Consider the following 22,022-nt stretch of genomic DNA (forward strand, 5'->3'; position numbering starts at 1 on the left):
TCTCATACTGCAGCCCAGGATAACTACCGAGAAGTTACCGTTATTTTAAATAATGATTATTTTGGCTCACGCCGCTAGCAATTGCCGCTTTAGCAACAGCTGCAGGAACCCGCTCTTTTAAGCGAGGGTCAATGGGCTTGGGAATAATGTAATTAGGCCCAAACTCCCAATCTGTAACGCCTGGGTAATTATCCTTCACTACCTGGGGAACCGGCTCATGCACCAATTGGCGTATTGCTTCAACTGCTGCAATTTGCATGGCTTGGTTAATGCATGTTGCGCGCACATCCAGTGCACCACGGAAAATATATGGAAAACATAACACATTATTTACCTGATTAGGATAGTCACTACGACCTGTTGCAATGATTACATCATTACGAACTTGATAAGCAACCTCCGGTCTTATTTCCGGATCAGGATTGGATAACGCAAAAATAACAGCATTAGGCGCCATTAAATTTAATAAATCTGCATCTAATAAATTAGGCTTGGCAACGCCGATGAACACATCTGCATCAACCAAAGCATCAGCTAAAGTACGGGATGATGTAGTACGGGAAAAAGCAAACTTATAAGGATTAAGATCGGTACGCTCTGAATGAATAACGCCTTTAGTATCCAAAAGCGTCATGTTCTCTTTATTTGCTCCCAAAGCAGCAAGTAAACGCATGGATGCAATACCTGCAGCCCCTGCTCCAATACATACAATTTTTGCATCAGACAAAGTTTTCTTTTGTAAATCTAAGGCATTTAACAAACCTGCAGCAACAACAATGGCTGTGCCATGCTGATCATCATGGAATACAGGGATACTTAATTGTTCTATTAACGCTTGTTCAATTTCAAAGCACTCTGGCGCTTTAAGATCTTCTAAGTTAATTCCACCAAAGGTAGGAGCAATATTTTTGGCAGTAGTAATAAATGCTTGCGGGTCATGGGCATCAATTTCAATATCAAACACATCGATATCAGCAAACCGCTTAAATAAAACCGCCTTGCCTTCCATAACCGGCTTACTGGCAAGAGGCCCGAGGTCACCCAAACCAAGTACCGCGGTACCATTAGTCATTACAGCTACTAAATTACCTTTGTTAGTATAGCGATAAGCATTTTCAGGATTTTCTGCTATGGCCAATACAGGAGCTGCAACGCCCGGGGTATAGGCCAAAGATAAATCATGCTGAGAGTTAGTTGGCTTAGTAAGGTGAACACTGAGCTTTCCTGGAATGGGGAACTCGTGATAATCCAATGCTGACTGTTTTAAAACTTCATTATCCAAGGTACTTACTCTCTTAAATAAAAACCAATACAAAATAGGGCTTGCTCACCCTCCAATCATCATCGATCTGTCGCGACTAATCCGGAAGAGGAGTTAAAGTAGCAATGCTAGCTACCAAACATCTAATTTCCGGGGAGGAAGTCGCGGAGAAAACACGAATTGAGAGGAGATTTGAGCGTCAATGCCCTGGCAACTTAGTAAAAAACTACCATGATGATAATAATTTTTCAATAAGTTAATTAAATGCGCGCAAAAATGCGCGCTTCACAACTATTCTTTTGATGCAGCGGCAGCAGCACGTTGACTGTAACGATCACGGAACTTCTGAACACGACCACCAGTATCAACTAATTTTTGCTTTCCAGTATAGAAAGGATGGCATTGTGAACATACTTCAATATTTAAATCTTTACATAAAGTTGAACGAGTTTCAAAGGTCTCGCCACAGCTACAAGTAACCTTAACAACTTCATAATTTGGATGAATCGTTGCTTTCATAACACTACTCTCTTATAGTTCAAATGAATATCGCCACCTGGACCCTATTGCCAAGCACCATATTCTATACAAATGACGCGAAACAATAGCAGAAAAATTTCTGTAAAGCAATTTTTTCTAGTATTGGCTCGCATGGGGACTGTGCCCAATCTTTTACTATAGCACAGAAATTTATTTTTGTTGTAGGCCCGTCATTCTGCGGAAGCTACGACGAAAGATGACGTACTATTCGCCAGCGTATTATTGGTCAACGTCCCCCACTACCTCCAACTCAACCCACACTGGCGCATGATCCGATGGTCTTTCTGACTTACGCGGCTCAACATCAATATTCGAACTACGACACAAAGCATTCAACCCCTGATTTAACAACACATGGTCAATACGTAAGCCTCTATTGCGTCGAAAACCCGCGGCACGATAATCCCACCAGCTAAATGTTTTTTCAGGCTGTTCAAAATTCCTAAAACTGTCATGTAAGCCAAGTTGTAACAATCCAGCAAAAGCTTCTCGTTCAGGCGGACTTACCAATACACAGCCTTCCCATTCTGCAGGATCATGTACATCTCGATCTTCAGGGGCAATATTAAAATCCCCAACTACTGCAACTTGCGTATAAATACTCAATTGTTGCTGGATAAAAAGGGTTACTTTCTGTAACCAATTTAATTTATATTCGTATTTATCCGAAGTAAGCTCAGAACCATTTGGAACATACAAATTAATTAAGCGTATCCCTGCAACCGTTACGGCCAGAATACGTCGCTGAGGATCATCTAAATCTGGAATATCCGTTAGTACCTCAGTAATAGGATAACGACTGATTACGGCAACACCGTTATACGTTTTCTGGCCCGCATATACCACATGGTAACCCATTTCGGTAAATGCAGACTCAGGGAAGTTTTCATCAATTAATTTGGTTTCCTGTACAGCAAGAACATCCATTTGTGTCGAATCCATCCAGGCCAGTACCTGCTCTAACCTGATTTTTAATGAGTTGACATTCCAACTGGCTAATTTAAGCATACCAATCCCCTTTGTATTCAATCATAAATGGTGCATGATCGGACAAACGAGCTTCGCGAAATATGCAGCTATCCACCACACTTTCAGTTAAACCAGGAGTAATAACCTGATAATCGATTCTCCATCCTACATTTTTTTCCCAAGCTCTACTGCGATAAGACCACCACGTGTACTGTTCTTCTTCTTGATTATGTACCCGAAAAGCATCAATAAAGCCCATCGAACCAAATAACTCATCCATCCAGGCACGTTCCTCTGGTAAAAATCCGGAGTTTTTCTGGTTAGAGCGCCAGTTTTTTAAATCAATTTTCTTATGAGCGATATTATAATCCCCGCAAATAATCAATTCGCGCCCTTCGTTCTTTAATTGCATTAAATGCTTTGCAAATTGCTCCAGAAAGGCATATTTAACTTCCTGACGTCCATCACCACTGGTTCCCGAAGGTAAATAAAGCGAAATAACGCTTAATTTAGGATAATCAAATTGAATGTAACGCCCTTCGTTATCGCAATAATCATACCCAATACCTTTGACAACGCGAATGGGCTTATGACGTGCATAAATCGCCACCCCACTATAGCCTTTCTTTTGCGCTGAATAATAATCACAGAAATAGTCACGAGGGAAGAACAATTCTTCAGGTACTAGTTGTTCTGTATGAGCTTTAGTTTCTTGAATGCAGACAAAATCAGCATTTTGAGCAGCCAACCACTCATAAAACCCATTGCGTGCAGCAGCACGAATACCATTGGCATTAAAACAAATTACTTTCATCTTATTTACCCATTTTAAGAGCGGCATGTGCCAAGCGCTCGCCTAAATTCTTAGCCAGCATGATTTCATCCCCACTTAGAGTACGATTATTAGCCACACCAGAAACATGTGTTACTCCATAAGGCGTTCCACCAGTTGTTGTATCATTTAAGGATGGCTCAGAATAAGGTACTCCTAAAAGAACCATTCCCTGATGTAATAAGGGTAGCATCATACTTAATAAGGTGCTTTCCTGCCCCCCGTGCATGCTTGCCGAGGAAGAAAAAACACAAGCAGGTTTATCAATTAAGTCTCCGGCTAGCCATAAAGCAGAAGTGCCATCGAGAAAATATTTCAAGGGAGCGGCCATATTCCCAAAACGAGTGGGACTACCTAAAGCCAATCCCTGACAATGGCGCAGATCATCTAAAGTTGCATAAGGGGCCCCACTATCAGGAACCGAACTGTCTACTGCTTCACAGGTAGTGGAAACTGGAGGTACTGTGCGCAAGCGCGCTTCCATTCCAATAACTCGCTCTACCCCTCGGGCAATATATTGAGCTAACTGAGCCACGGAGCCAGTTCTTGAATAGTACAATATGAGAATATAAGGATTAGACATCAATAACTCCATGATTTTCTTCTAGGAGATGGATCATACATTAGAATGGAAATGAGTAAACTATAGAATTGCAGCCAGATGCTTGCAACTGATGGGATTTACTAAAAGAAAATTATGGCGAAAGGTGTAGCAGGGTCGAAAAGCCTAACAAACACAGTTTGAGCAACTCACAATGCTGGGCTTAACAGCCCAGCCTATATTAAGCCACGCTAGAACGAAAACGGATGGAAATTTAAAGGATATAACGTGCTAAATCTTCATCTGCAACTAATTGGCCCAAGTTCTTATCAACATAGGCTTTATCCACGTGGACAGACTCGCCTGATTTGTCAGTAGCTTCAAAAGAAACCACTTCTAATAAACGTTCCATAACCGTATATAAACGACGTGCGCCAATATTTTCCATGCGCTCATTGACCTGCCACGCAACCTCGGCAATGCGTCGAATCCCAGACTCATCAAAGCTCAAAGTTAGCCCTTCTGTTGCCATCAGTGCCGTATATTGTAAGGTTAATGAGGCGGTTGGTTCGGTAAGAATACGCACAAAATCATCCACCGATAAGGCAGAAAGCTCCACACGAATCGGTAAACGCCCCTGTAATTCAGCAATTAAATCAGAAGGTTTTGCTACATGAAACGCACCGGACGCAATGAAAAGAATATGATCAGATTTAATCATTCCGTATTTAGTAGATACTGTGGTTCCCTCTACTAAGGGTAGGAGATCTCTTTGCACCCCTTCACGAGAAACATCTCCACCACCACTTTCTGAACGCTTGGCAACTTTATCCAACTCATCGATAAAGACAATCCCATTTTGTTCTACGCTTTCAATAGCGCGAATTTTGATATCATCTTCATTAATTAATTTGGTTGCTTCTTCTTCACGTAAAAGTTTCATCGCCTTAGCAATCATCATTTTACGTGTTTTGGTGCGATGGGTTCCTACTTGTTGGAACATCGACTGCAACTGGCTTGTCATTTCTTCCATACCTGGAGGTGCCATAATTTCAATACCAACAGGAGTTGCAGATACTTCAATTTCAATTTCATTTTCATCCAATAAGCCTTCCCGTAATTGCTTACGGAATACTTGTCGGGCAGTACTGTCTTTTTCACTAGACGTTAAACTCCCGCGAGCAGGTGGCAATAGAACATCAAGAATGCGTTCTTCGGCTGCCTCTTCAGCCAAGTGCTCGACTTTTTTCATTGCTAATTCACGTTCTTGCTTAATCGCAATATCCGCCAAATCACGCAAAATTGAATCGACGTCGCGGCCAACATAGCCTACCTCAGTAAACTTAGTCGCCTCAACTTTAATAAAAGGTGCATGAGCTAATTTAGCCAACCGTCGAGCGATTTCTGTTTTTCCTACACCAGTAGGGCCAATCATCAAAATGTTTTTCGGCATGATTTCATTACGCAAAGCAGCATCGTGAATCTTCATACGTCGCCAACGGTTTCTTAATGCAATAGCTACCGCTCTTTTGGCATCATCTTGCCCAATAATGTGTTTATCTAATTCTTGAACGATCTCACGTGGAGTCATTACCATACTATTATTTGCTGACATTGTTTAACTCTTCTATGGTTAAATTGTTGTTGGTATAAATACAAATCTCACCGGCAATAGTCAGTGCTTTACGAACTATGTCTACAGCGGATAACTCAGTATTTTGCATCAAGGCGCGCGCGGCAGCTTGGGCAAATGGGCCACCAGAACCAATCGCAATCAAACTTTCTTCAGGCTCAATGACATCACCATTACCCGTAATAATCAAAGAAGACTTACTATCAGCAACTGCAAGCACCGCCTCAAGACGGCGTAACATTCTATCGGTTCGCCAATCTTTAGCTAATTCAACCGCGGCACGTACCAGATGGCCTTGATGCATCTCCAACTTACTTTCAAAACGTTCAAAAAGAGTAAATGCGTCCGCCGTGCCTCCAGCAAAACCAGCAATCACCTGATCTTTATAGAGACGGCGAACCTTACGCGCATTCCCTTTCATCACTGTATTACCTAAGGTAACCTGACCATCGCCACCGATAACGACCTGGTTGCCACGCCTTACGGAAAGAATGGTTGTCCCACGAAACTGTTCCAAAATAAAATCCTCGAATTTAGGTTAACTATACGTTGGCATGTCATTCCAACTGTTCAATTACCCCTAGTTTTCACTTGACATCAGAAAGCCGAATTACCACGACTTGACCGCCGTATCCAGCGGTATCTCACTTCGGACTCCGACTTATGGATACCGCGGTCAAACTGCGGTAATTCGAGAGTAGTGTTCGTCAACTAAACTTAAGGCTAATTGAAAGTTCCCGCTAATGCGGGAATGACAAAAATACTTAAGACCTACATGGGGATGAAAAATAAAAAAACAATAGGGTCAAATTAAAAAAGATAGGCCATGAGATAAGCTATTTAATCCCAGATGTTGGGCAATACTCTGTCCAATGTCTGCAAAAGTATCTCGACGACCAATAGAACGCCCTTTTAAGCTAGGCCCATAAACCAGAACAGGAATATGTTCTCGAGTATGATCAGAACCGGGGCGCGTTGGATCACAGCCATGATCAGCAGCAATAATGACTAAATCATCAGGTTGTAATAAAGCATCTAATTCTGGCAAGCGTGCATCAAACTCTTCAAGGGCATGCGCATAACCAATCACATCACGGCGATGGCCATATGAAGAATCAAAATCGACAAAGTTTGTAAAAACTAGACTGCCTTGAGGTGCTGTTTTCATCGCCTCTAAAGTTGCATCAAATAAGGCCATGTTGCCATCTGCCTTAATTGTTTGTGTTATGCCCTGATGGGCATAAATATCCGCGATTTTGCCTATGGCAATAACCTCTCGGCCTGCATCTTTTAAATGATCAAGTAAGGTTTTTGCAGGAGGTAGGGTTGCATAATCTTTGCGATTTCCAGTACGTTTAAAGGAGCCAGGTTTGCCAATAAAAGGACGCGCAATAACACGACCAATTTGATATTCATCAACTAGTTCTCGAGCAATTTCACAAATATCATACAAACGCTCTAAACCAAAACTTTCTTCATGAGCTGCAATTTGAAACACACTGTCGGCAGAGGTATACACGATAGGTTTACCCGTACGCATATGCTCTTCACCAAGTTCATCAAGAATAGTAGTTCCAGATGCATGCTTCTCGCCCAAAACCCCTGGAAGACCTGTACGTTGAAGAAATGTATCAATTAATTTTTTAGGGAAGCAAGAGGACTGTTCAGGAAAATAACCCCACTCAAAAGTTACGGGAACACCCGCAATTTCCCAATGTCCACTTGGAGTATCTTTACCTAAGCTTTGCTCAACAGCATAGCCATAATAGCCAATTGGATCTGCAAACGTAGATAACTCAACAAATCTTAATCCAGAACTGGCAAGCGCCGCATGATAAAGACCTAATTTAGCTAAGTTGGGCAAAGTTAATGGGCCTTGACGTAAACCCGCTTTATCGCCCCCACCCTGCTCACATACCTCGTGAATATGTACAAAGGTATTTGCACCTTCATCACCATAACGTGCGGCATCAAGGCTTGCACCAATACCAAAAGAATCCATGAGTAAAATACAAACTCGTCCAGTCATGCTTATTCCTCAATTTGTTGACAACGTGTTTCTTTTAAACCAAATAGCATGAGAAATGCAATTAATAAACCAATTGGTAAAATAATTGCCGCATGTTGATAGGCATCTAATAAATAAACTGGGGTACCATTAACCAGATGCATGCCACTATGATTGGTTAATAAATAGCTAAAAATGTTTTGATAAACAATGTAACCGCCTTGAGTCAAAATGGAAACCACACTCACGGCCGTTGCAGTCATTGCTGGGGAACTGCTTTCTGCAACTAAGGCATAGCTAATTACTTGAGCTGAGGTAAATAATCCCAGTAAGAAAAATAAGACGATCATCACACCAAAAGATACAGGGACGTAAAGAATAGCTAATAAAGTTAATAAGGATACCAGGACACCAACTTTCATAGGCATAACTCGTAATCCAATTTTATCAGAGATCCATCCAACTAAAGGAGAACCAATAATCGCACCTAAAAAAAGCATTCCATTGATTACTGAAGCTTCTTCTGCATTAATTTCCAGACGTTGCTGCAGATATAAAGAGCCCATCATCGCCCCAAATACAGCAATCGCCATGTTCATAAGGCTTGCATAAAATGCAGCACGGATATACTGAGGATTAAAATAAGCTTTCTTGGCTGCGGTTAATACATCAAGTGCAGGAACAGCCTTTTTAACGGCTACCTGTGGTCTTTCTTTGATCCAAAAAAACATCACAACAAGCATTGCAAATCCTAAAATCCCTACATCCTGCACCGCCTGACGCCATCCAACCATACTTACCAATTTGGTTAAAGGATACTGAGCTAACATGCCACCAGCCATCGCCATAGTCACAATAGCTCCCGTTACTAAAGCCATTCGCTTAGGAGGAAACCAGTGGGATGCCAAACGAACCGGACCTAAAAAGCAAAAAGCACTACCCATACCGGTAATAAAACGGGAAAACAATGCAATTGCAAATGAATGAGAGTGAGCTAATAAAAAAGTACTCGCTACACATAAGAACATGGCGATGAGTAGGGTATTTTTAATTGAAAATCGGTCTAGGACTATTCCGGCAACAAAAAGAAAGAGCACATTCGATACATAGTAGATGCTGGATAACCAAGCCATTTTATCGGCCTGAATTTGGTAATCTTGCATGATGTTTGCAGCGATGGAGGCAAACATGTTTCCTTGGATAAATTCATAAAAAAAGAATAACGTGGCAGCAAAACATACCATCCAGGGTAAATATGATGATTTTACGTCCTCATATCCTCGAAATTCATCCACCATGTGCATTTTTACTCCTCAGAATTAACGCTTGCAATACGTTTCACGGGTCAATAATACGGCTACTAGTGCCGCAACCGCAGTTATGGGAAACATCCACATAGCAAATTGAAAATCAGTAACTGTATATGTTGTTGCTGTATTTGCATGATGGGCCATTAACCAGCCAAATAATACTTGTCCCACGCCACCACCGCCCATGATAATGACTGAAGCGATACCGGTAGAGGCGCCGGTATTGTCTGCAGAATTGCTTTCTGCAATTAAAGGATATGAAATTACTTGCGTACTGGTAAACAAGCCTAGGGTAAAAAAGATAATACTTAAAGTCAGCTGAGAAAGCGCAATATTTAAAAAGAGCGGAAGTACGGTCAGTAAAGTGGCCAGTGCGCCCATAATCATCAAAGGTTTACGTCGACCTTGTGAATCAGACAACCAGCCAGCCAATGGGCAACCAATCACGCTGCCCATAAAAATTAAACTGACCACATTGCTGGCAGCCATTTCCGGCAGTTGATGGGCCACTTGCAAATAACTAGCCCCCCATAAAGCACACAACACCATAATCGGCAAATTCAAAAAGGAAGTGTATAATCCGGCTAACCAATTTTGAGGGTTGGATAATGCGCTCATAAAACTTGCAAGAACGTTTCCTTCATTGCTCTGATTTTTCACAGGAGCATCGTGAGGTCTATCTTGAACAATCCAGTAGATCCACAGCCATAAAACCACACCTACAGCACCATCAATTAGCAAGGCTTGACGCCAACCAAATAGCTCATTAAGGTATGCAAAAGGGGTATGCGCCATCATGCCCCCAATAAATGCCATGGTAACTAAAGAACCCACAACCAAGGCTTGTCGTCGAGGTGGAAACCAGCGAGCGACTAACACGACACAGGATAAAAAGCAAAAAGCATTACCTATTCCGGAAAGGAAATGAAAGAATGAGGCCAGAATAAATGAGTGCGTTAGAGCAAAACCTACCGTACCGAGAATGCACACCAACATAGCAGATAAAATAACGGTGCGAGTAGAATAGCGATCGAGGATAACGCCAGCGGGAAGAAGAAATAAAATGTCAGCCCATAAATAAGCGCTAGACATCCAACTTAATTGCGTCGCATCAATACTGAAATCATTACGTAAGGGCTGATTAATTACGTCAAAAATATTGAGCTGAAAAAACTCGTATAAAAAAAACAGTCCGGCGGAAAGGCATACAACCCAAGCCATCAGATCACCACGAGGTACAAAAGTTCTCGAATCCATTGCTACAGAATGCGACACAAATACTCCTCACATTATGGCTTAAAAATTGCGCAATAGTATAACAAAAATTAAATCAAATTGGTATCTTTATGTAACGAAGCGAAGCTCTCCCAGATCAAGGCCATAAACCATGGGTTGCCTCACTCCGTACTCAATCACGATGGCGCGTAAAAAAATAGTGCTCCGTATTGAGTTAGATTCCCCAATTCGTTCGCATTACTAACAGTGTATTCCCGAACTACGCAACAGCACTAACGACTGCCCATTGCTAACAATTTCCGCTACTTTCTGCATACGCGCCAATAAGTCAGGCTCTATTTGAGATATTTTTTTGGGGCTTACTGCAATATAATTTTCCTCATTGTTCGAGAGTAGCTTGCAAAGTTGATTATTCCTAAAAACAAAATCTACATTACCGGCAGCATAAAACTGAGCTGAATATTCAGTTTTATAATCCCAATAAATAAGTTTGCCGCCAGATACCGGCTTTTGCGCTTGCCAAGCGGCCACAACTGCTTTTTGTGTTTTAGAAACGACCTCGGGAATCATGTTAAACACCATCGCTGCCGCTAAAAATAGTACGCCACAGCTTACGGATAAACCCAGCACTAACTTTTTAGCGCGTAACATCGCCCCCGCCCTTACCCAATACTCAGTGAAAAACAAAGCAAATGCGGGTAATGAAGGAAATACATAGGTGTAAATGATATTGCTAGAAAAAGTAAAAAATATCAGCGGAACAACTGTGCATAAGAATAGATAGCCTAACCATCCATCCTCATCACGAAATAAAGAAGGCAAGGTTTTGCGGTAACTTACAAACCACGTAGCACCAAGCAATCCCCAAGGGAAGCTACCCACTGCAGCAAAAACCCAAATCATTCCCCAATGTTCTTTATGAGCAAATCCATATTTATCACCCGTCCATCCAGGCGTAATAAATCGGTGAAAATGTTCTCCGGCAATAAAATAATTTAAAAACCCTGGAGTACGCATTTCTGCCAAGATATACCACGGAAGTGCTATTGCGAAGGTAAGAAGAGTTCCTTTTATCCAGGGCAGTCTGTTCCATAAGTTACGCCATTGGTTACGCAATAAGACCCAACAAAAAATCGGCATCCCAGCTAACACGGTTGCGACAGGCCCTTTTGCTAATAAACCTAAGCCAACACCAACGAAAAAAGCATAGGACCAGAGTTTATGGTCATCGACGACTGCACGCCAAAAGGAAACTAGCACCAAGGTTGTGCAAAAAATTAAGGATGGGTCCGTCATTACGGTCCCTGCATCAAGGAAAAAATACAGAGTTCCTGCAAGAATTAAAACCGTTAAAGTTGCCACAGTTTGACCGCTATGTTTTTTAGCCAGATCCCAAACCAGCCATAGCGTTCCTATAGACAACAGCAAACCCGGCAAACGTGCCGCAAATTCATTCACACCAAATAATTTCATTGAAAGCGCAGAAAGCCAGGTAGACAAAGGGGGCTTTGCCCAAAATGGAACGCCATAATCATGAAATAAAGTGACCCAATTTCCAGTTTCCAGCATTTTACGTGCAATTTCCGCATAACGAGCTTCAGAAACATCGTTAAGAGGAATAAAGCACATGGAGACAACACGACAGATTAGAAGGAAAGACAATACAAATAATGCATGATTTAAAAATTGCCTTTGTAATAGTTTATCGTTTTCTATATTCAAAACTGCCCCCCACTCAATATTACATTTAGTAGTCAAACTAGATGAGCTACAAAAAAATTTTACCACAAAGTGCTGTTTACCTTTTCTCTAGCCTAAACAACAAGAAAAGTAAATAGTCTCTTAAAAATGAAGCAGAATATTACCTGTTATTAAAATTAATACAAATTTTTTCACATTTTTTTCTATTTAAGTAGGAGAAACACTCTCTTTTTTAAGTAATAACACGCTGTATTTATTATTCTTTTTTCAAATCCATAATTTGTATAATGAAAATACATGACGAGCGGTTTAGTTTAGTTTACACTGGGTGCTGTAAGATGAACTTACATGACTTTTAATGGATTTTGGGAGAAAAACATGACGTTTGAGTTAAAAACTTTGAAGGAATTAAAAGATCATTTCAACCGCACAAAAGAGGTTGTACTCGAATACGAAAATGCTATGTCTTTTGATCGACTTGAAGAACCAAACATGCGTTCAGCCATGATTTTACAGGAGACTGTTTTACTAAAGATAGAAGAACAAATTAATATTGTCACGAAAGATACAGAGGAAAAGCTCGCTAAAATAGACGAAAAGTTAAAGCTAGAGCTTGAAAAAACAAAGCAAGACGGTGAAAAACCAAAGTTTAGCCCGACCAGACTAAAAGAAGATGCCGAAAAAGCCAAGAAAAAACTTGAAAGTAGGCTTAATGAGAATATCCATAACTACAAATTGGCATATTACGGAGCCATGTTAATAGCTCAACACGATATTAGTTCTATTAACCGTAATCGCGCCACGATACTCTCCTCTCGCATCGCCGAAGCTCTAGGTGTAGGTGCATCTGTTGCTATTGATAATCTTCCAAGCCCCAATTACTATGAAACGTTCTATGTAATGTTCAATGCATTAATGAAATCCCAGCTTTTTCCAGAGGGTGATGCACGCAAAGGCTTTAAAGAAGATCACATGCTTTCCGCATTACCAAAAGATGCTCTAGAAAGAATACTCACAAAAGCTTATGAATTTGAAAAAAATGCGCGTACCACAGTAGTTGATGGTTTAGCTGCAAATGGAAAAAGTGTTATTGACATCTCTGCATTCAAAGTTGAAAAAGAAACACCTTCCTCAGCTACCGAAAGATTTAAATCTTTTGCTGAACTGAAAAAAGAGCTTGAAGGCATAATCACTGCAGAGTTGGTTTCTAAAAAGAAAGGGACAATTAATGAGGTACAAGCTCGAGCTACTCAACTTAATTTCCTAGAAAAAATTTGTGCTTTAGTGGAAAATTTAGGCATTAAAGATACAGAAAAAACCGCCATCCTCGCAGGATCAATGTATTTAGTCCGTAAACAAATTCAAAAAACTTACCTTTTGCGTTCTCCTGATAACTCTGAGATCCATAAGAAGTTTGGTGAGCTACTTGGAGCAGAGAGCATATCCCACCTAGATCATGAGTCTTTATTGCACGCAGCAAATAATTTTATTCGCTATGTAACTCTGGAAAACAAGCAAACCGAGCAAAAAAAACCCGTAGAAAAGGTAATCAATGAATCCCATCCATTTGCCAAGATTGAAGGATTCAACTTACCTGAAGTACTGAATTTGTTCTTTGAGGCGATTTGCTCTAGTCGGGATAGCGCATGCAAACAAATTTTCATCACCATGAAGCAAAGCGAAAAAGTAGAGCAGCCTGTAACTTCTGCTTGGAGTGCTGTTAGTTTGATTAAAGGCGCATATAATTCCTTTGGTCTGTTAGGCAAAAAGGCAGAAACTCCAGATACAGCCAACACGGATAGCTTACCTCTAGATGCACCCACGACAAGCTTACAATAACGGATAACCTGTTCCTTTTCTGAGTAGTAGCTGTTTTGGCGACTACTCAGATTTACTTATAATTTATGATTCATCTTTCCCCTTTAGATTAAGTTCTTAAATTTTGTTACAATGCCGCTTTCTTTAATATTGTTGTATCTTGCACTGATGAAAATTAAATTAATAATTAAAAATATAATTCCCGCTTTAATGCTTTTTTCAGCCCTCCCCACAGTAAGTTTTGCACTACCTTCAATGCAAGCATCAACTGATGAGCCTCAAAAATTAAGCAATCATAAGGCGCCACACTCAAAAAAGCTCATCTCAATTACCATCGATGATTTACCCTTTGTTGGCGAGTATCGAAATTTTCATTTAAATATGATGATTGAAACCATGAACAAACAGCGGGTTCCCGCAACAGGCTTTATTATTGCCAGTGAGGTGCGTAAAGATAACTGGGAAATTCTCCGCAAGTTTCGTGATGCTGGTTTTGGCTTAGGGAATCATACCTTGACACATGCTAATCTTGGTCGACTTGGAACTAAAGAGGCGATTCGTGAAATTGGCGAGGCAGATGCGATTTTATCCCCAGTATTAACGGAACCAAAATATTTCCGTTACCCTTATTTATCAATGAGCTCAGGACAAAAGAAAGACGCGATCCTTTGTTTTCTCGCGAAAAAGAATTACCAAGTAGCACCAATCACTGTAGATTCTAAAGACTTTGTCTTCAACCAAAGATTGCTTGCGGTACCTGAATTAAATCGACGTACCTACCTTGAGGAGTTAAAACCCTTTTATTTGGATTTTATTTGGGAACAAACCCTGCGAGCAGAGGAGCATCACAATGGTCAACAAGCCCAAATTTTATTAATCCATGCGAATTTGCTTAATGCCTATGTGTTACCGGATATTATTAAGTTATATAAAGAAAATGGCTATACTTTTGTCAGCCTAGAAAGGGCGTTAAAGACATTTAAGTCATCAATGCATTGCTCCAAGCCACAACTTCACCCCCAGCCGCAACCTAAACTGGGAAAGAATACTAAGGATATTGATGCCTTTGTTGCCTGGGATTAATCTTTTATTTCGTGAGCTGAGTTGTGTAGGCTGGGCGGAAAAGCCCAGCCTACACGGCTCATCAGAATGACGTACCTAAAATTTAATTCCCCTAAACACCCCCATTATGGTACACTTATCCATATTTTATTCACATTGACCTGTTAAAACACGATTTGAACTACCACTCCATCTTTATTTAAGGAAATACCATGAGTTTTACATCCTTAGGTTTAATCGAACCTTTGCTGCGCGCCATCAATGAATCAGGATACACTGAGCCCTCCCCTATTCAAGCGCAATCCATTCCTGCCATTTTACGCGGCCATGACCTTCTTGCCTCTGCACAAACAGGAACGGGAAAAACGGCAAGCTTCGTATTGCCTATTTTACAAAACCTCCACGACCAGCCTCGAGCCAAAGCCAACCAGGCTAAAGTATTAATTCTCACCCCCACCCGTGAACTAGCAGCCCAAGTGTACGAGAGTGTCAAACAATATGGCTGCTATACACCTCTACGTTCAACCGTAGTTTTTGGCGGTGTAAAAATTAATCCGCAAATGATGAAATTACGTAGCGGGGTGGAAATTTTAGTAGCAACTCCAGGACGCTTATTGGATCTACATCAGCAACGCGCCATCCAATTCAATGAAATTAAAACCCTGGTTTTAGATGAAGCAGATCGTATGTTAGACATGGGCTTTATCCACGACATCAAACGCATCATTAGCATGCTACCAAGACATCGCCAGAATTTATTATTCTCCGCAACCTTTTCTGATGGTATTCGTGCATTAGCAAAAGGATTACTGAACCAGCCTGTTGAAATCGATGTTGCGCCTCGAAATACGACCGCTATCAAAATCAAACAAACCGTACACCCTGTCGATAAAAGTCGTAAGGCGGCTCTATTAAGTCATTTAATTCATAAAAATAAATGGGGGCAAACCTTGGTTTTTGCGAAAACCAAGCACGGTGCCAATAAACTGGTAAAACAATTGTCTGAGGAGCATATCTATGCTGCAGCAATTCATGGTAATAAATCACAATCGCAACGCACTAAAGCCTTAGCTGATTTTAAATCAGGTGAATTACATATTCTGGTCGCTACGGACATTGCTGCTCGCGGAATTGATATTGACCAACTGCCTTGTGTTGTCAATTTTGATTTGCCACAAGTAGCAGAAGATTACGTACACCGTATTGGGCGTACAGGTCGTGCAGGAGCATCTGGTATGGCCGTATCCCTAGTTTGCGCTGATGAAGTTGGGCAATTACAGGCGATTGAAAAATTAATTAAACGCAAGTTAGATCGTATTGAAATTGATGACTTTGAACCCAATCATCACCTTCCTAGTTCATCATTGCCAACTCAAGTAAGAAAAGGTCCTCCGAAAAATAGAAAACCATCACCAGAAAACAAGAAAAAGGCAGAAAAAAAACGATTCGGAAAAAATACGATCAAAATAATGGATAAAAAGTGACTTTTGTGGTAAAATTCGCGCCTTTTTTAACATATCTTATTGATAAAAGGCGTTTTTTATGCAATCGAAGTTAGAGCAACTTTTCTCTACACCACCAAGCGAAAACGATAGATTTCTATCAAATAACTTGAAAAAAACAACACGAAACGGGGTGTTTTCTATTCATTCGCTAGCAACTTTAGGAGAGTTGTTAGCTGAAAAGAAAAAAGGTAACGAAATTCCTGATTTACGTTACCTGGTCGATATAAATGGAAAAGCATGGTTTGCTAGAGAAACTCACACTAGTGCTCCACCCGCACCTGCTCATTATAAAATGACAGGCTCTCCCCGAAATGCCGCTTATTGTAAAACCGCAGGGAATCTGTTTTTTAGTTATGACTATTCCACGTTGCTCAAACTTAATAATAAAAGTGGTGATTTCCGCCCTTCATTTAATTCCCTTAAATGGATTTTAGCAATCCTTGTTGCCAATGAGGACAAACTTCCATTTCAATTACCTGAAGTCCTAACTATTGAGGAGCAAGGTCACAATGGTAAAGTAATAGAAACTCATCTCTGCTCGAGAGCCGATATTAAAGCATGGTTAAAAACTTTTTCGGAAAATACTAAGCTAACTGTAAGTTGGGAAAAGCAAAATGCTAAAACCCAAGTAGTGCACTACGAAAGAGAGGGAGGTAGTCTCGTTGCCGATGTTGATAAAGAAAATAGTGCAGTATCTAGGGAAAATAAAGTATTAAGAAAGCTACAATTTGGAAACGATGAGCCAGTAAAAAGAAAGCTAGTATTTGAAGACATTGCTCCATCTGCTGAGCCCAGCATGTCAGATACATTTAAACGGCCAGCAAGACTCATGAGAACATATACGGCATTGAAAAACTCTTCGTTGCCACTTTTTGGGCCCAGAACAATGACTTCACCCGTTGGTCAGCAACAAACACTAGCTCCTCTAATCTTTGAACAAGAAACAGCAGCTCGACAATTTGGTGAAGAATTTGGCCCAAATACAACCCCACCCCCACTGAAAAAAAGAAAGCCTATTAACTTCGTTAGCTCGTTAGCTCAGCCTAGTGACTCGGAAGAAGAGGAAGTGATTACTTCGCGCCCTTCATATTTTGATTAAGCGCTGAGAACGTTAGATACATCATTCGAACATAGTGAGGGAGTTTCAGCTTCTGGTACCTCACTACGTTCGAGATAAGGTTTTAGTCTTAGGGGGTACCTTGAATTCAAAAACAATATCTGGCTTTAGTTTAATCGAACTATTAATTGCATTATGCATTCTAGCAAGCTTTGCTATAATGGCTTATCCCTCCTATGTCTCTTTTCTCTTAAAAACGCACCGCGTAGATGCCTTGACGAGCTTAACTCAAGAACAAATGATACTAGAGACCTGCTATGCACAAAACCACTCCTACGCTAAAGAGTGCGCTCACTTAACCCCCTACCCCCATAAGTCTTCCCAAGGTTATTATCTAATTAGCCTAATCAAACCTAGCCTAACAGCATATACCCTAAGGGCAATAGCTACAGGAGTGCAAACAAAAGATCAGCATTGCGCTGAATTTTTAATTGATCAGAGCAATAAAAAAATAGCTACCGATGCTGAGGGTGTAATCCAAAATGATTGCTGGGTGCCCTAAATAAAATTTACTTTACAGGCAGTTACGAATTTCCTACTATGCGTGCTGGATAGTCCAACACTGAAATTTAAATGGAAATTTTTTGCTTTTTCTTCGGCATACTTTATACCTATACCTTTAATTTTTATTTACCCGCAATTACCTTACTGCTGTTTTACATTACCCCCAGCTACTCTATTATTTTCTTTTTCTTTTTAGGTTGTGGCATCACCTGGGCTCATCAATGGTTTATTATGCCCAGTGGACTTCCCAATAGCGCAGTCATTCAACATGCTACTATTCGGGGAAAAATTGCATCGATTCCACAGCAAAACCCGCATAAAACACAATTTCTCTTTGAGTTAGCACAAGTCAATCAACATCCGGCCCAAGGCTTAGTCCAATTAGCGTGGTACACTAAGGCCCCAGCATTACAGGCAGGACAACAGTGGCAATTTTCAGTAAAACTAAAAAAACCACGCAATTTCCTTAATCCAGGGAGCGCCGACTATGTGACATCGCTTAACAAGCGTCACATTATGTGGACTGGTTATATACGTGCTCGTGGCGCGCAATTAATTAAAGAAACAAACCTAAACTTTGGCTGGGTTGAATTACGTGCCTCTCTCGGGGATAAACTGACCCAATTAGCGCCAAATCAGACAACAGCAGGAATTATCGAAGCCCTAACCTTAAATTTAACGCGACACATTAGCCAAGAATCTTGGGAACTATTCCGACGCACCGGAACCACTCATTTATTTGGAATCTCAGGTGAACATATTGCTCTCATTTCCGGTCTCATTTATTGGCTTAGCCGCTGGTTATGGTCACGGAGTTCCAAAGCCTGTCTCTATATCCCCGCTCCCTATATTGCCAGTGGCTGTGGTTTGCTCATTGCCTTATTCTATGCTTTTTTAGCCGGATTCGAGCCACCCGTACAACGTGCCTTGATCGGCTGCTTTTTTTATGCACTGTGTAGTATGGGAAAACAACGTTTTACCCCCTGGCAAATATGGCGTTATGCCCTCTTTTTAGTGCTGTGTATCGAGCCACATGCAGTATTTATGCAAGGATTTTATTTTTCGTTCCTCGCGGTATCTTGCTTATTCCTGACCCAACAACGTTGGCGATTTAAAGGCTATAAAAGTAGTCTCGCCATACAATTAAGCTGTTTAATCGGTTTAATGCCTCTTACCTTGCATTGGTATTCTTACGGGTCAATTAATGGGTTCTTAGCTAACTTGTTTGCTATTCCTTTAGTAGGCTTTGTTATTGTCCCTCTAGCCTTAGTAACAATGCTGATTAGCGCATCATCTTGGGCGGGATTAATCATGCAGCCATTATCGTGGTCAATCAATTTTTTATTGCAGGGATTACATTGGACTGAGCAGTTAGCTGCAATGAATATCAATTATTCATTGCACTCTGTTGAATTCACCTTAGCCTTAATGGGCGCTTTGCTCATGTGGGTTTTATTACCTATTAACCCTTTTCGCTGGTTTGCATGGTTATGGTTACTAGTTCCTCTTTTCCCTCCTCGGCCACTCATTCAACCAGGTGAAGCATGGATTGATGTTTTAGACGTAGGCCAAGGACTCTCCGTAAGCGTTCGCACTCAAAATCATGTGCTGCTTTATGATACTGGAGATCGATTTTTTCAAGGCAGTGACCTGGGAAAAATGGTTGTTTTACCCTATTTTGATACCTTACACATCAAAAGCCTCGATGTCATTGTTATAAGCCATCCCGACAAAGACCACCGAGGTGGGCTGCAATCAATCGAGGCAGCAATCCCCGTCAAACAACTTCTGGTAAATGAACCACACTACTACCGGCATGGGGTAAAATGTCATAACTACCCTGAATGGCAATGGGATCAAGTACGATTTCGCTTTTTACCCATTAATATCCCCTTTAAAAACAAAAATAATAATTCCTGTATCCTGCAAGTGACGAGCGCGAGTGGACGGGTATTATTAGCAGGGGATGTCGAAAAAGAAGCAGAAGATTATTTGGTAACAACATATGGTCCTCAGCTAGCCTCAGAAGTATTAATTGTTCCCCATCATGGCAGTAAAACCTCATCCTCATATCGTTTTTTATTGGAGGTTGCTCCTCGTTACGCAATCGCCTCTCTAGGTTTTGATAACCGATTTCATTTCCCTCACAGTAAAACATTAACGAGTATGAATACATTAAACATCCCTTTATATCGGACCGATGAATGCGGCATGACCCAGTTTATTTTGCCAGCTCAGGGTGACATGAAGCCGCCAAGCTGCTTTAGCGGCGTCTATTCAAAATAGAGCAATTTTGGCCCTGAAAGTAGGAATGTAAATAAACCCTGGGCTATAATTTTCAAAAACAATATGAAGGACGTAATGATATGCCTCCAAGCACTGATGACACCCTAACCAAACCAGAGCTGAATGTCTCTGCTTCGCATTATCCTAAATCAGATCACTGCAATGGTAAGCTTTTTTTCAACCCTGGACTCAACACGACCAAAAGTTGGGGACACGTATGGAAAATGCTTAGAGAACGTAAAGGCAAAAATCCCTGGCCTAGTTTTGTTGAAAATAAGGCAACACCGGAACTGGCAGGACAATTAAAAAACGATGAGGTATCAATTACTTATGTAAATCATGCAAGCCATCTGATTCAACTACACAATATGAATATTTTAACTGACCCTGTGTTTTCTAAAAGAGCGGGGCCAATATATTTATTAGGCCCCAAAAGAGTTCGTAGACCTGGTATTGAGTTAGATGAGTTACCAACAATTGATGTGGTGCTCATTAGCCATAATCATTATGACCATATGGACTTACCCGCACTCAAAAAATTACAACAGATGTTTCAACCCTTATTTATCGTTCCTTTAGGTAACCGTAAGTACCTAAAAACAAAAATATTTCCTAGGGTAATTGAATTGGATTGGTGGCAAACCCAAGCATTAACTAAGATGCATGCGATTACTTTAGTTCCTGCACAACATTGGTCAATGCGCACATTTAAAGATACCAACACTGCGCTTTGGGGTGGATTTTGGATTCAATGTGATGCCCTGAAGGTCTATTTCTGTGGTGATTCAGGCTATGGTTCTCACTTCAAGTTGATTCAAGAACGCTTAGGTGCACCGGACATTAGCATTTTGCCTATAGGATCGTATGAGCCACGCTGGTTTATGCAAGACCATCATATGAATCCTGAAGAAGCTATTTTAGCCAGCATTGATTTGCAAAGCAGCTTAAGCATCGCAACTCACCACCAAACGTTTCGTTTGTCCATGGAAAAAATAAATGACCCGGTAATTAATCTAAACCGCCGCCTGATTGCCCACGGACTCACCACAAGAGAATTCATGGCCCCAGAAACCGGCGAAACAATTACGTACTGCAAAAGCCTTAAGATAAATGATCCAACAACCCCATTGAACACGTAGGGAAGCAACACCATCGCGAGTAAAACAAGGAACTCCTGAATGTGGCGTGGAACGTGCCACCCTCAGGATATCCTTCATCAGAAACTTCTCAGGATAACGTACATTAAATGTTAAATAATCTTGAACCGGGTGAAGGCTCTCTGCTAAAGATCCTTCACTATGTTCGAGACAATTAACTTGCCGCCTCTACATTCGCGCTATTTAAATTACTTGTATTTCTTTTTAACTCAAAAATACGGTATAAATTTAACGGCAATAACAATGAATGTAAAAGAAAAATGGGATGCAAGTCACTACCAAGAGCATATAGAATAAATGCAACATTGGAGCTAATCGCAATTAAACGTAATGTTAAAATTTTCTTAACATAAAACGTTGCAAAAACTAAGAAAGAAGCAACATATCCTATCAGTTCGATCATTGAGTCCATTTCAATACCCTCACTCTTAGAATCCTCAAGATCCAACATACACCTAGTATGATAAGCCTGCAAGCGCTTCACCAGATTGCGGGTCTTAAATCTTTCATTTAAATCAACTCTAAATCAAATCGCCAAAAGA

19 protein-coding genes are annotated in these 22,022 nt (G+C 40.8%); 7 read left to right on the forward strand and 12 right to left on the reverse strand.

The genetic code is table 11. The annotated features are described in order from the left end of the window. Positions 1–40: 40 nt before the first annotated feature. The 11 genes from E1P08_RS05050 to E1P08_RS05100 all read right to left on the reverse strand — a co-directional run bounded on the left by E1P08_RS05050 (position 41) and on the right by E1P08_RS05100 (position 12,052). Complete coding sequence (locus E1P08_RS05050; RefSeq protein WP_133135896.1) at positions 41–1,282, reverse strand: malic enzyme-like NAD(P)-binding protein; 1,242 nt, start codon at positions 1,280–1,282, stop codon at positions 41–43. A gap of 270 nt (positions 1,283–1,552) precedes the next feature. After that, the gene (rpmE, locus tag E1P08_RS05055; RefSeq protein WP_133135897.1) at positions 1,553–1,780 is read right to left on the reverse strand and encodes a 50S ribosomal protein L31; all 228 of its coding nucleotides are present in this window, start codon (positions 1,778–1,780) and stop codon (positions 1,553–1,555) included. A gap of 240 nt (positions 1,781–2,020) precedes the next feature. Continuing rightward, the gene (xth, locus tag E1P08_RS05060; RefSeq protein WP_133135898.1) at positions 2,021–2,809 is read right to left on the reverse strand and encodes an exodeoxyribonuclease III; all 789 of its coding nucleotides are present in this window, start codon (positions 2,807–2,809) and stop codon (positions 2,021–2,023) included. Continuing rightward, the gene (locus tag E1P08_RS05065) at positions 2,802–3,584 is read right to left on the reverse strand and encodes an exodeoxyribonuclease III (protein WP_133135899.1); all 783 of its coding nucleotides are present in this window, start codon (positions 3,582–3,584) and stop codon (positions 2,802–2,804) included. The genes xth and E1P08_RS05065 overlap by 8 nt, the downstream gene beginning before the upstream one ends. 1 nt (position 3,585) lies before the next feature. Next, positions 3,586–4,185: an NAD(P)H:quinone oxidoreductase gene (gene wrbA / locus E1P08_RS05070; RefSeq protein WP_133135900.1), complete on the reverse strand. Its 600-nt coding sequence runs from the start codon at positions 4,183–4,185 to the stop codon at positions 3,586–3,588. A gap of 232 nt (positions 4,186–4,417) precedes the next feature. After that, complete coding sequence (hslU, locus tag E1P08_RS05075) at positions 4,418–5,740, reverse strand: ATP-dependent protease ATPase subunit HslU (RefSeq protein WP_207387337.1); 1,323 nt, start codon at positions 5,738–5,740, stop codon at positions 4,418–4,420. A 4-nt stretch (positions 5,741–5,744) separates the two neighbouring features. After that, complete coding sequence (hslV, locus tag E1P08_RS05080) at positions 5,745–6,293, reverse strand: ATP-dependent protease subunit HslV (protein WP_133135901.1); 549 nt, start codon at positions 6,291–6,293, stop codon at positions 5,745–5,747. Between the two features lie 288 nt (positions 6,294–6,581). Next, positions 6,582–7,805, reverse strand: a complete 1,224-nt coding sequence (locus E1P08_RS05085; protein ID WP_133135902.1) for a phosphopentomutase — start codon at positions 7,803–7,805, stop codon at positions 6,582–6,584. A 2-nt stretch (positions 7,806–7,807) separates the two neighbouring features. Continuing rightward, the gene (locus E1P08_RS05090; RefSeq protein WP_133135903.1) at positions 7,808–9,088 is read right to left on the reverse strand and encodes an MFS transporter; all 1,281 of its coding nucleotides are present in this window, start codon (positions 9,086–9,088) and stop codon (positions 7,808–7,810) included. A gap of 15 nt (positions 9,089–9,103) precedes the next feature. Next, on the reverse strand, positions 9,104–10,369 hold the full coding sequence (locus E1P08_RS05095; RefSeq protein ID WP_165485086.1) for an MFS transporter: 1,266 nt from the start codon (positions 10,367–10,369) through the stop codon (positions 9,104–9,106). Between the two features lie 201 nt (positions 10,370–10,570). After that, positions 10,571–12,052: an ArnT family glycosyltransferase gene (locus tag E1P08_RS05100; RefSeq protein WP_133135904.1), complete on the reverse strand. Its 1,482-nt coding sequence runs from the start codon at positions 12,050–12,052 to the stop codon at positions 10,571–10,573. A 327-nt stretch (positions 12,053–12,379) separates the two neighbouring features. Between E1P08_RS05100 and E1P08_RS05105 the strand changes: the two genes are divergently transcribed. The 7 genes from E1P08_RS05105 to E1P08_RS05135 all read left to right on the forward strand — a co-directional run bounded on the left by E1P08_RS05105 (position 12,380) and on the right by E1P08_RS05135 (position 21,462). Then, positions 12,380–13,870, forward strand: coding sequence for a hypothetical protein (locus E1P08_RS05105; protein WP_133135905.1), 1,491 nt, complete (start codon positions 12,380–12,382; stop codon positions 13,868–13,870). A gap of 234 nt (positions 13,871–14,104) precedes the next feature. Then, positions 14,105–14,932: a polysaccharide deacetylase family protein gene (locus tag E1P08_RS05110; protein WP_242602380.1), complete on the forward strand. Its 828-nt coding sequence runs from the start codon at positions 14,105–14,107 to the stop codon at positions 14,930–14,932. Positions 14,933–15,123: 191 nt separating this feature from the next. Next, positions 15,124–16,395 (forward strand): DEAD/DEAH box helicase, encoded by a 1,272-nt coding sequence (locus E1P08_RS05115; RefSeq protein ID WP_133135907.1) that lies wholly within the window; start codon positions 15,124–15,126, stop codon positions 16,393–16,395. 58 nt (positions 16,396–16,453) lie between these two features. Next, positions 16,454–17,515: a hypothetical protein gene (locus tag E1P08_RS05120; protein ID WP_133135908.1), complete on the forward strand. Its 1,062-nt coding sequence runs from the start codon at positions 16,454–16,456 to the stop codon at positions 17,513–17,515. A gap of 100 nt (positions 17,516–17,615) precedes the next feature. Then, the gene (locus E1P08_RS05125) at positions 17,616–18,035 is read left to right on the forward strand and encodes a type IV pilin protein (RefSeq protein ID WP_133135909.1); all 420 of its coding nucleotides are present in this window, start codon (positions 17,616–17,618) and stop codon (positions 18,033–18,035) included. 71 nt (positions 18,036–18,106) lie between these two features. Continuing rightward, a complete protein-coding gene (locus E1P08_RS05130) occupies positions 18,107–20,323 on the forward strand; it encodes a DNA internalization-related competence protein ComEC/Rec2 (RefSeq protein WP_133135910.1) in 2,217 nt (738 codons plus the stop codon). A gap of 80 nt (positions 20,324–20,403) precedes the next feature. Further along, complete coding sequence (locus E1P08_RS05135) at positions 20,404–21,462, forward strand: MBL fold metallo-hydrolase (protein ID WP_133135911.1); 1,059 nt, start codon at positions 20,404–20,406, stop codon at positions 21,460–21,462. Positions 21,463–21,634: 172 nt separating this feature from the next. Here the strand turns inward: E1P08_RS05135 and E1P08_RS05140 are convergent, their stop codons facing one another. Beyond that, positions 21,635–21,892, reverse strand: a complete 258-nt coding sequence (locus E1P08_RS05140; RefSeq protein WP_133135912.1) for a hypothetical protein — start codon at positions 21,890–21,892, stop codon at positions 21,635–21,637. Positions 21,893–22,022: the final 130 nt, after the last annotated feature.

Origin of the sequence: Legionella rowbothamii (assembly GCF_900639985.1) — a bacterium.
Classification (GTDB): domain Bacteria; phylum Pseudomonadota; class Gammaproteobacteria; order Legionellales; family Legionellaceae; genus Legionella; species Legionella rowbothamii.

Coding starts and splice junctions, on each gene's coding strand:
- E1P08_RS05120 (WP_133135908.1), top strand. CDS start 16,454: ATGCAATCGAAGTTAGAGCAACTTTTCTCTACACCACCAAGCGAAAAC.
- hslU (WP_207387337.1), bottom strand. CDS start 5,740: ATGGTAATGACTCCACGTGAGATCGTTCAAGAATTAGATAAACACATT.
- E1P08_RS05105 (WP_133135905.1), top strand. CDS start 12,380: ATGACTTTTAATGGATTTTGGGAGAAAAACATGACGTTTGAGTTAAAA.
- wrbA (WP_133135900.1), bottom strand. CDS start 4,185: ATGTCTAATCCTTATATTCTCATATTGTACTATTCAAGAACTGGCTCC.
- E1P08_RS05140 (WP_133135912.1), bottom strand. CDS start 21,892: ATGGACTCAATGATCGAACTGATAGGATATGTTGCTTCTTTCTTAGTT.
- rpmE (WP_133135897.1), bottom strand. CDS start 1,780: ATGAAAGCAACGATTCATCCAAATTATGAAGTTGTTAAGGTTACTTGT.
- E1P08_RS05130 (WP_133135910.1), top strand. CDS start 18,107: ATGGAAATTTTTTGCTTTTTCTTCGGCATACTTTATACCTATACCTTT.
- E1P08_RS05115 (WP_133135907.1), top strand. CDS start 15,124: ATGAGTTTTACATCCTTAGGTTTAATCGAACCTTTGCTGCGCGCCATC.
- E1P08_RS05135 (WP_133135911.1), top strand. CDS start 20,404: ATGCCTCCAAGCACTGATGACACCCTAACCAAACCAGAGCTGAATGTC.
- xth (WP_133135898.1), bottom strand. CDS start 2,809: ATGCTTAAATTAGCCAGTTGGAATGTCAACTCATTAAAAATCAGGTTA.
- E1P08_RS05085 (WP_133135902.1), bottom strand. CDS start 7,805: ATGACTGGACGAGTTTGTATTTTACTCATGGATTCTTTTGGTATTGGT.
- E1P08_RS05110 (WP_242602380.1), top strand. CDS start 14,105: ATGCAAGCATCAACTGATGAGCCTCAAAAATTAAGCAATCATAAGGCG.
- E1P08_RS05090 (WP_133135903.1), bottom strand. CDS start 9,088: ATGCACATGGTGGATGAATTTCGAGGATATGAGGACGTAAAATCATCA.
- E1P08_RS05065 (WP_133135899.1), bottom strand. CDS start 3,584: ATGAAAGTAATTTGTTTTAATGCCAATGGTATTCGTGCTGCTGCACGC.